Origin of the sequence: Streptomyces alkaliphilus (assembly GCF_014141535.1) — a bacterium.
GTDB classification, from domain to species: Bacteria; Actinomycetota; Actinomycetes; order Streptomycetales; family Streptomycetaceae; genus Streptomyces; species Streptomyces alkaliphilus.
The window spans coordinates 1-10,240 of record NZ_VKHT01000079.1 but is presented as its reverse complement, the minus strand read 5'-3'; the positions used below and the strand labels follow the sequence as shown (position 1 = coordinate 10,240).

Here is a 10,240-nt window from a genome sequence, read left to right as displayed (position 1 = left end):
GGCGAACGCCCCCGCGACGGAGTACCTGCCCTTCCAGTTCCCGCCCTTCCCGGTGACCGTCTCGGTGGTCCGCGACACCGCCGGGAATCGCACGCTGCGCTGCGACTTCTCTTCGCGGAAGCTGCTCCCCGACCTCGCCGAACAGTTCCTGCGGCACGTGGGCCGGGCGCACGGGGCGCTCCTGCGGTCGCCCGACACCCCCGTCCCGGACGTACGGCTGCTGGACGGGGACGAGCTGGACCACCTGGACGAGCTCGGCCGCCCCACGGGGCCGGTCCCCTTCGTCCCGCGGCGGATCGACGAGGCGATCGCGGAGATCGCCGCGACCCGCCCGGACGCGCCGGCGGTCGGCTTCGAGGACACCCGACTGGGTTACGGCGAACTCGACGACCGGGCCAACCGACTCGCCCATGCCCTGCGGCGCGTCGGCGTGGCCGACGGGGACCGGGTCGGGGTGTGCCTGGAGCGGTCCGCCGAGCTGATCGTCACGCTGCTCGCCGTTCTCAAGGCGGGCGCCGTCTACGTGCCGATGGATCCCGCCCACCCCCGGGACCGACTGCTCCACATCGCCACCGACGCGGAACTCACCACGGTCGTCACCGACCACGCGGAGTTCCCCGAAGGCGAGTCCGTCCGGGTGATCGGCGGTCGGGAACTCGCGGAGCTGGCGCCCGGGCACTGCGACGGCCCGCCCTCCTCGCGGACCGGCCCGAACGACCCGGCCTACGTCATCCACACCTCCGGCTCCACCGGCCGGCCCAAGGGCGTGGTCGTCCCGCACGCGAACGTGCTCGCCCTGATGGCCGCCACCACCGGCGAGTTCGGCCTGGGGGAGCAGGACACCTGGACGATGTTCCACTCCAGCGCCTTCGACTTCTCGGTGTGGGAGATCTGGGGCTGCCTGCTCACCGGCGGTCACCTGGTCGTGGTGCCCTACTGGGTCTCGCGCTCGCCGGAGGACTTCCACCGGCTGCTGCTCCGCGAACGGGTCTCGGTGCTCAGCCAGACCCCGTCGGCCTTCACCCATCTGGTGGAGGTCGAGCGGGACGGGGCGGAGCCCGCCCCGGTGCGGCTGGTGGTGTTCGGCGGCGAAGGGCTCGACCCGCGGATCCTGCTGCCCTGGTTCGACCGACACCCCGAGACCGGGTGCCGGGTGGTCAACATGTACGGCATCACCGAGACGACGGTGCACGTGACCGCGCAGACCGTCACCAGGGCCGAGGCGCTCGCCGGTTCGAAGTCGGTCGGGCGCCCGCTGCCCGGCTGGTGGGTGCGGGTGACCGACCCCGCTGGCCGACCGGTGCCGGTGGGCGTCGCCGGTGAGATCCACGTCGGCGGCGTGGGCGTCGCCTCGCACTACCTGAACAAGCCGGAACTCACCGAGGAGCGGTTCCCGACCGACCCGCGCACCGGCGAGCGGATGTACCGCAGCGGGGACATGGGCAGGCTGCTGCCCGACGGACGCCTGGAGCACCTGGGCCGGCTGGACAACCAGGTCAAACTGCGCGGTTTCCGCATCGAACTCGACGAGATCCGCTCGGTGTTGCTGGACGACCCGCAGGTGAGCGCGGCGGCCGTGCTGCTCAACCGGACCGACCCCGAGAACCCCGCGACGGCCCGGATCGACGCGTTCGTGGTGATGGACGGGGACGACACCGCGTCCGTGCGGCAGCGCGCGGCCGGGTTCCTCCCCGAGTACATGGTGCCCTCCACGATCACCGTGCTCGACCGGATGCCGCTGACGACCAACGGCAAGCTCGACCCCCGCGAGCTGCCGCGCCCCACCCCGATGGCCGCCGCCGCGCCGGCCACGGCCCGCCCCGCCGAGCGGACCGGGGCCGAGGACGCCAACGGCGCCGTCGCCGCCGCACCCGGCGATTCCTTCGAGGCGGTGCTGCTGGAGGTCTGGCACGAGGTGCTCGGCGTCCCGGTCGGCCCGGAGGACAACTTCTTCGACCTCGGCGGCAACTCCCTGCTGGCCATGCGGATGGGAGCCGAACTGCGCCGGCGCGGCGACTTCACCGTCGCGATGCGCGACCTGTACCTGCGTCCGACGATCCGTCAGCTGGCGGCGGATCGCGCCGGGTGACCGGGGCCCCGGCCCCGCGACCCCGTTCCGAAGGAAGAGGAAGACACGATGGCTCAATCGCCCCTCCCCGACCTCCTGCGGCGACAGGTGGCACGCACGCCGCACGCCCCCGCCGTCCGCTCCGGCGGTCGGGAGCTGGACTACACCGGGCTGAACCGCCGGGCGAACCTGCTGGCGCACCACCTGATCGCCCTGGGCATCGGCCCGGAGTGCCTCGTCGGGGTCCGGATGGCCAGGTCGACCGACCTGGTGGTGGCCCTGCTCGGCATCCTCAAGGCCGGCGCGGCGTACGTCCCGATCGACGAGGACTGCCCGGCCGAACGGGTCGCGTTCATCGTCGGGGACACCGGACTGGAGCTGATGCTGGTCCGGGAGCACGGGCAGGAGCCGGAGCACGGGGCCGGGGGCCCGCGGACCCTGACCGTCGCCGGGGCCCTCGCCGCCGCCGAGGCGGCCGGCGGCCCCGACCACGACCCGACCGACGCCGACCGGGTGGCGCCGCTCACCGCGCGGAACCTGGCCTACGTCATTCACACCTCCGGGTCCACCGGCCGGCCCAAGGGCGTCGCGGTACAGCACGACACCCTCGTCCGCTACCTGGAGTTCGCCCGCGCCGAGTACCCGGGCCTGGCGGACGGCGCGCTGCTGCACTCGCCCGTGGCCTTCGACCTCACGGTCACCGCGCTGTACGGGCCCCTGCTCACGGGCGGCTGCGTGCGGGTCGCGTCGCTGGACCGGGAGCCGGGGGAGGACGGCGCGGCGGACGGGCGGCCGGGCTTCGTCAAGGCGACCCCGTCGCACCTGCCGATCCTGACCGTGCTGCCGGGCGGGCTGGCACCGACCGGCGAACTGGTGGTCGGCGGGGAGATGCTGATCGGCGAGGTCGTGGAGCGCTGGCGCCGCGCCCACCCCGGGGCGGCGGTGATCAACGAGTACGGTCCGACCGAGGCGACCGTCGGGTGCTGCACCTTCCGCATCGGCCCGCGGGACGGCATCGAGCCCGGCGCCACCCCCATCGGGTTCCCGACGCCGGGCACCGACCTGTACGTCCTGGACGAGCGGTTGCGGCCGGTCGACCCGGGCACCGTCGGCGAGCTGTACATCGCCGGTGGGCAGGTGGCGCGCGGCTATTGGGGCCGCCCGGACCTCACCTCCGAGCGGTTCGTGGCCGATTCCTTCGGCGGGGGCGGACGCATGTACCGCACCGGCGACCTGGTGCGGTCGCGACCCGACGGGGTCCTGGAGTACCTGGGCCGCACCGACGATCAGGTGAAGATCCGCGGCTACCGGATCGAACTCGGTGAGGTCACCTCGGTGCTCGCGGGCCTGCCCGGGGTGCTCCGGGCGGCCGTGGTCGCGCGCGAGGACCGTTCCGGTGACCGGTACCTGGCGGGCTACGCGGTGCCCGAGGAGGGCACCACCCCCGACCCCGACGCGCTGCGGGAGGCCCTCTCCCGGGTACTGCCCGCCCACATGGTCCCCCAGGCGATCGTCCCGGTCGACGACCTCCCGCTGACCTCCAACGGCAAACTCGACAAGGCGGCGCTCCCCGAGCCACCCGTCCGGTCCGCCCCTGCGGGCGCCGAGCCGGAAACCGCGGTCGAGGCGTTGGTGTGCGCCCTGTTCGCCGAGATCCTCGACGTGCCCGCGATCCACCTCGACGACGACTTCTTCGCCCTGGGCGGGAACAGCCTCCGGGCCGCCCGCCTGGCCTCCCGGGCACGCGGGGCCGGGTTGACCTTCGGCCTGCGGGACGTCCTGGAGCTGCGCACCCCGCGCGCCCTGGCCGAGATCGCCCCGACGCAGGCCCTCGTCACCGACGGAGGGGTCTCGTGAGCGGCCCCCGCGTGGTGATCGTCGGGACCTCGGTCGGTGGCAGTCGTGTCGCGGCGGGGCTGCGGGGAGCCGGCTGGACGGGGTCGATCGCGCTGGTGGATCCGGACCCCGACGCGCCCTACGACCGGCCACCCCTGTCCAAGCAGATCCTCGCCGGTGACTGGACGCCCGACCGCGCCTCCCTGGGCAGCGCCGAGGAGTGGGGCGCGCGGCGGTACACCGCGTCCGCCGTCGGCCTGGACACCGCACGGCGCGTGCTGCGGCTGGACACCGGGGAGGAGGTGGGGTACGACCGGCTGGTCCTGGCCTGCGGCGCGTCGCCGCGCACGCTGCCCGGGATGCCGCGTCGGGGCGCGTACCCGCTGCGCACGCTCGCGGACTGCCACGCCCTGCGGGCCGGGCTGGACCGGGTGGGCCCGGGCGGTTCGGTCGTGGTCGTCGGCGGCGGCTTCATCGGAGCCGAGGTGGCCTCCACGATCCGGGCCCGCGGCCCGGAGGTGACCCTGGTGGAGTCCCTGCCCGCGCCGCTGGCCGGGCTGCTGGGGCGGGAGCCGGCCACCGAACTGGCCGGGCTGCACGAGGACAACGGGGTGCGGCTGCTGTGCGGGGTCTCCGTCGCCGGACTCGTCGGCGACCCGGTGGTCACCGGGGTGGCGCTCACCGACGGACGCACGCTGGCCGCGGACGCCGTCGTGGTGGGCGTGGGGGTCCGGCCGAACACGGACTGGCTCGTCGGCTCCGGGGTGCCGCTGGGTGAGGACGGCGGTGTCCTGTGCGACGAGTACTGCGCGGTCGACGCCGAGCGCACCGTGTACGCGATCGGCGACGTGGCCCGCTGCCACGACCCGGTGCTCGGGGGCCACCCCCGGGTCGAGCACTGGACCAACGCCGTGGAGCAGGCCGACGTCGTGGTGCGCGGCATCGTCGGGCCGACCCCGGTGGCGCACCGGCACGCCTTCTTCCTGTGGTCCGACCAGTACGGCGGCAGGATCACCCTGCTGGGCCGGCCCGATCCGGCCGACGAGGTCACCGTGGTGCGCGGCGCGGGACCCTCGCGCCGGTTCGCCGTGGCCTACCGGCGCGGAGCCCGTCTGGGCGCCGCGCTGACCGTGAACTGGCCCAAGGCCCTCGTGGCGGCCCGGCGGTCGCTGGCGGCGCCGTCCGGCGCGGACGACGTCGTCGCCGCTTGGAAAAATTTGTAGTCGCAGCTTGTTGAAAGAGCTCTTTCCGCCCGCCGCGTTTCCGGGATGATCGGGTGTGCGACGCGTCATTTCGCCGCCCGGGTGCCACCGGGCGTCGGCTCCGCGGGCCGTCCGGCAATTCCGTTCGGCATGCCGCGCGCGACGGATTGCATGTCGCTGCAAAGTCGTTGACCAGGTCTTTGGCGGTGCCGAGGATATTCCCGGCGTCGGTGACGGCGTGCCGGTGGGAATTCTCTCCGGTGTTGTTCTCCGCTGTCCGAGTTCATTCGGAAAGGGATATTCGGTGCTTCGGAAAGGCGATGTCGAGCCGCTCGTGCTCCGACAGTTGGGCGCTCCCGCCGAGGCGGGCCCCCGCGCCCTGCTGCTGCACGGCCTCGGCAGCGGCGAAAGCTGCTGGAACGCGTTCGCCGCGCACCGTCCCCCCGGCCTCGACCTGTGGACGGCCGGTCTGCCCTGGCGGGCGGGCGGCCCGTTCGCCGTCCCCGAACGGGACGAGGGCGACCGGATCACCGAGGCGATCGCCCGGATCCCCGGCGGCGTGGACGTGGTGATCGCGCACTCCTACGCGACGCTCCTCCTGCTCGCCCGGCTCGCCGATGCCGCGGCCGGTGGCGCGGACCCGGCCCGGGAACTCGGAGTGCGGGGTGTCGTGCTGGTCTCGCCGTTCTTCCGGCCGCGACCGGAGGACTTCGCCTGGTCCGAACTGCCCGGGTTCCTCGAGCGGCTGCGGCTAGGCGCCGAGGACGGCATCCAGGTGATGGCCCGCAAGCCGCTGGACCCGGACCTGCGGGCCGAGATGGCCGAACACGCCTGCGCGCAGCTCGGCCCCCACTGGGTGGTCCGTTACCTGCACGCCTATCTGCGCACCCCCTTCCTGCGCGTCGAACAGGTGAACCTGCCCGTTCACGTCATCGTCGGCGACCGCGACCCGATCGCGCCGCCCGCCGAGGGCGAACTCCTCGCCGCCCGGCTCGGCAACGCCTCGATCGACCGGATCGACGACTGCGGGCACACACCGATGGCCGAACGTCCGGAACGGTTCTCGCTCGCCGTCCGGCGATTCCTCACCACCCTGTCGGCCGGGCACCCCCCGGCGACGGCCAACCGAGTACGGGAGCACATCGATGGCCACCCTGACCGATGTCGAGATCAAGAAGCTGCTGAACGAACCGAGTTCGGTGACGATGCGTCCCTCCTACGAGGGCGGCAACATCAACACCGCGATCGGTTTCAAGTGTGACCACTACCTGCTCGAAGCCGCGGTCCTCGACCACTTCCGGGCCGTCGGTCTCGGCGCCACCGAGCTGTACCTCGTGCACGGCGTCAACTTCGACGTGGTCGGCGTGGACACCCGGCTGCACACCGTCCTCACCCTCGACGACGACGTGCTGCTGGAGGTGACCCCGAAGATCCGGGAGACCGACACCGAGATGGTCTTCGCGGTGAGCGCGATCGTGCAGCGCGACGGCGCCCCCAAGAAGGCCGTCACCTCCAAGCTGCGGGTGCTGCTGCGGCGCGACACGAACATCGACAACCCGGACCCGCTCCCCGCGGAGCTGCGGCGCTTCGTGGTCGACCGGCTGGCGACCGAGCAGCCCACCGCCCTGGAGGCCACCCCGGTCGACGACTTCGCCGGCGCGGTCCACCGCGGCGAGAACACCGACACCGACCCGGTGCTCGCCGAGATCATCGGCGACGACAACGCCGTCGGCTGGAAGTGGAAGGTCCCCTACTACTACTGCCACTTCACCGAGCGCATGCAGATGTCGGGCTACCTGCGCCAGATGGAGGAGGCCAAGCACATCTTCGTCGCCTCCCGCGGCATCAGCATCAAGCGGATGCTCGACGAACGCGGCTGGATCCCCGTCGTGACCCAGTGCAAGCTGCGCTTCACCGACGAGACGGTCATGGAGGAGAACCTCTACACGGTCTACACCGTGGAGTCGATCTTCAAGGACATGCTCTACACCTCCCGCCTGGACTTCTACGTCGTGCGGGACGGCCGGCTCGTCAGGACCGCCACCGGCTCCATCACGCACGGCTACTGCCACAAGGAGACCCCGGAGTCGGAGTGGCAGATGGCCGTCTTCGACGACGAGGTCCTGCGCGCGCTGCGCGGCGAGTGACCCACCACGACGCTCCCGGAGGACCCCCCATGGCTTCCCGCCGTCGGCCGCGCTGGTACTTCTCCCTGCGCAGCCCGTATTCCTGGCTCGCCCACCGCGACCTGACGAGCACCCACCCGGAGGTGCTCGACTCCATCGACTGGCTGCCCTTCTGGGAGCCGGACGAGGAGACCGCACGGCTGCTGGCCGACGAGGGTGTCACCCTCCCGATCGTCGCCATGAGCCGGGCGAAGAACTTCTACATCCTGCAGGACACCCGCAGGCTCGCCGGCGAACGCGGGCTGACCGACATCACCTGGCCCATCGACCGCGATCCGTGCTGGGAGGTCTCCCACCTGGCGTGGATCGCCGCCGAGGACGAGGGCCGTGGCAAGGACTTCGTGGTCGCCGCCCAGCGGGCCCGCTGGCAGGAGGGGCGCAACATCTCCGACCCGGAGGTGATCGCCGCCATCGCCGAGGGGCTCGGCCTCGACGCCGATCGGCTGTCCACGGCCCACCGGGACCCCGGGTTGCGCAAGCGGGGCGCCGCCCTGCTCGCGGAGTCCGCCCACGACGGCCTGTTCGGCGTGCCGTTCTTCATCAACGGCAGGGAGAAGTTCTGGGGCGTGGACCGGGTCGCCCCCTTCGTGCGCTCCCTCCTCGGCACCGAGCGGCCCGGCACGCCGGCCGTCCGGGAGCCGGACCCGGCGGCCCGGGCCGACCTGCTGCCGGCGGCGGGCGACCAGGGCCACGCCGGCGGCTGCGGCTGAGGCCGGACCGGTGGCAGGCATCACTGCGGCAAGCGATGAGGAGACGACTGTGGACAGCACCGCGCACGGCGGCGCGACGGGCCCCGACTGGGACGCCGTCGTGGTCGGGGCCGGTCTCGGCGGCCTGACCACCGCCGCCTACCTGGCCGCCGCGGGCAAACGCGTCCTGGTGCTGGAGCAGTTCTCGATCGTGGGCGGCAACAGCCACGTGTTCCGGCGGCGCCGCAGCTACGAGTTCGACGTCGGCGTCCACTACCTGGGTGACTGCGCGCCCGGCGGGGTCATCCCGTCGATCCTGGCCGGGGTCGGGCTCCGCGACCGGGTCGACTTCCTGGAGATGGACCAAGACGGATTCGACCTGATCAGGGTGCCCGGCGTCGCGGTCGACATGGCCGCCGGGTGGGAGGAGTACCGGCGCCGGCTCACCGGGGCCATGCCGGACGAGGCGGACGGGCTGAACACCTTCGTCGACATCTGCTCGGCCCTGGGCGAGGAACAGCGCGCGGCCGTGTTCGAGGCCCACACCTGGTCGGTGGCGGACATCGCGGCGAACACCGCCACCATCCGGCAGTGGGGCAGGCGGACGCTGCACGACCTGTTCGGTCACTGCGGCCTGTCCTCGCGGGCCCGCACCGTACTGGCCGCGCAGTCCCCGAACTACGGACTGACGCCCCGTCAGGCCACGGTGGCGCGGCACACCGGCGTCACCGACCACTACCTGCGCGGGGCCTACTACCCGGCCGGTGGCGGACAGGTGCTCGCGGCGGGCCTGGTGGAGGTGATCGAGGCCCACGGGGGGCGGGTGCGCACCCGCAGCAGGGTGCGCCGCATCCTCGTGGAGGACCGCCGGGTCGTCGGCGTCGGCCTGGACGGCGGCGAGACGATCAGGACGGACCTGGTGGTCTCCAACGCGGACTATCCGCGCACGGTGCTCGAACTGGTCGGCGCGGAACACTTCCCGAAGTCGGTGGTGACCCGCACCGAGAACGCCCGGATGGGCATGCCGTGGCTGGTGCTCTACCTCGGTCTCGACACCGACCTGCGGGACCGGCCCAACGCCAACCTGTGGTGGTACGACACCGACGACATCGACGGCTACTTCGAGCAGGCGAGGACGGGCGGGACCGATGAGGTGCCGTTCCTCTTCTGCTCCTTCGCCTCCCTCAAGGACCCGGAGAACCGGGCCCTGTGCCCACCGGGCCACGCCAACCTCCAGGTGATGACGCTGTGCCCGGCCGACTACCCCTGGTGGGGCGTGGAGGAGGGGCCGGCGGCCGGCGGCGAGTACCGCCGCAACCCGGTCTACCTGCGGCGCAAGGAGAAGCTGATCGAGGCCACGCTGCGCGCGGCCGAGAAGGCCATCGGACCGCTGCGCGAGCACATCACGCACCTGGAGGCGGCCACCCCGCTGACCCACGAGCGGTACACGCTCTCCTCCGGGGGCACCCCCTTCGGCATGGCCGAGTGGGGCGGCACCGCCCGGCCCGGCACGGCCACCAGCCTCACCGGACTGCACGTCGTCGGTGCCGGGACCCAGGCGGGCAACGGCATCGCGGGCGTCATGCTCGGCGGCATCTCCTGCGCCGCCGACATCCTCGGCGAACCCCTCCTCGCCGCCGCCCGCGGCGGGACCGTGTACGGCGATCCGGACCTCCTGCCGGAACGACCCGGGGGCTGGGACCCCAGGGAGGTCTGCCGGGGCGGCGCCCGGCGGTCCCCCGGGGCGCCCCGACCCCGACGCGGCGACCTCGCCGGGATGTCCGGGTGAGGACGTGCGGTCCGCCCGGCCCCGGGCGGGCGGACCGCACGTGAACGACCGAACCGCCCATTGAGCCAACCACCCGAAGAAACACCCAACCAGAAGGAAGAGATTCGGATGACCACGAGCATCGACACCGACCGTCAGGCGCGCATCAAGGAGCTCGTCTGCGACGTCCTGGAGCTGGAGGAGGACGAGGTGACCGGCACCAGCCTCTTCAAGGAGGACCACGGCGCGGACTCCCTGCGGGCCATCGAGATCCTCGCCGGCCTGGAGAAGGAGTTCAAGGTGACCATCGACCAGACCGAGCTGGAGCGGATGGTCAACCTCGACGGCGTCTACGCGGTGGTCGAGGAGGCCATCAACGCCAAGTAGGTCCGGCCGGGACCGCGTGACCGGGGGTCCGGCGGCACGCCGCCGGACCCCCGGAACCGGCGCCCCCGGGCACCTGTCTCTTATACTCATTTGACGCTGCCGAC

The 10,240-nt window shown here is 72.8% G+C and carries 8 protein-coding genes; all 8 read left to right on the top strand.

All coding sequences use genetic code 11. The features are described 5' to 3' along the window. Positions 1-2,089: amino acid adenylation domain-containing protein (locus FNQ90_RS04855; protein ID WP_182605127.1), on the top strand; the 2,089-nt coding region annotated here is incomplete at its 5' end. A gap of 48 nt (positions 2,090-2,137) precedes the next feature. After that, on the top strand, positions 2,138-3,925 hold the full coding sequence (locus FNQ90_RS04850; protein WP_182605126.1) for an amino acid adenylation domain-containing protein: 1,788 nt from the start codon (positions 2,138-2,140) through the stop codon (positions 3,923-3,925). Further along, positions 3,922-5,127, top strand: a complete 1,206-nt coding sequence (locus FNQ90_RS04845) for an NAD(P)/FAD-dependent oxidoreductase (protein WP_182605125.1) — start codon at positions 3,922-3,924, stop codon at positions 5,125-5,127. The genes FNQ90_RS04850 and FNQ90_RS04845 overlap by 4 nt, the downstream gene beginning before the upstream one ends. A gap of 283 nt (positions 5,128-5,410) precedes the next feature. Next, on the top strand, positions 5,411-6,367 hold the full coding sequence (locus FNQ90_RS04840) for an alpha/beta fold hydrolase (protein WP_182605124.1): 957 nt from the start codon (positions 5,411-5,413) through the stop codon (positions 6,365-6,367). After that, entirely contained in the window at positions 6,252-7,253 is a 1,002-nt protein-coding gene (locus tag FNQ90_RS04835) for a hypothetical protein (protein ID WP_182605123.1), read from the top strand. Before FNQ90_RS04840 ends, FNQ90_RS04835 begins: the two co-directional genes overlap by 116 nt. Before the next feature lie 29 nt (positions 7,254-7,282). Then, on the top strand, positions 7,283-8,002 hold the full coding sequence (locus tag FNQ90_RS04830) for a 2-hydroxychromene-2-carboxylate isomerase (protein WP_182605122.1): 720 nt from the start codon (positions 7,283-7,285) through the stop codon (positions 8,000-8,002). A 49-nt stretch (positions 8,003-8,051) separates the two neighbouring features. Further along, positions 8,052-9,770 (top strand): phytoene desaturase family protein, encoded by a 1,719-nt coding sequence (locus FNQ90_RS04825; RefSeq protein ID WP_143617384.1) that lies wholly within the window; start codon positions 8,052-8,054, stop codon positions 9,768-9,770. Between the two features lie 108 nt (positions 9,771-9,878). Then, positions 9,879-10,136 (top strand): acyl carrier protein, encoded by a 258-nt coding sequence (locus FNQ90_RS04820; protein WP_143617382.1) that lies wholly within the window; start codon positions 9,879-9,881, stop codon positions 10,134-10,136. Positions 10,137-10,240 lie beyond the last annotated feature (104 nt).

What these genes read in the sequence shown, in the direction of transcription:
- FNQ90_RS04835 (WP_182605123.1), top strand. Translation starts at nt 6,252, where the DNA reads ATGGCCACCCTGACCGATGTCGAGATCAAGAAGCTGCTGAACGAACCG.
- FNQ90_RS04850 (WP_182605126.1), top strand. Translation starts at nt 2,138, where the DNA reads ATGGCTCAATCGCCCCTCCCCGACCTCCTGCGGCGACAGGTGGCACGC.
- FNQ90_RS04820 (WP_143617382.1), top strand. Translation starts at nt 9,879, where the DNA reads ATGACCACGAGCATCGACACCGACCGTCAGGCGCGCATCAAGGAGCTC.
- FNQ90_RS04830 (WP_182605122.1), top strand. Translation starts at nt 7,283, where the DNA reads ATGGCTTCCCGCCGTCGGCCGCGCTGGTACTTCTCCCTGCGCAGCCCG.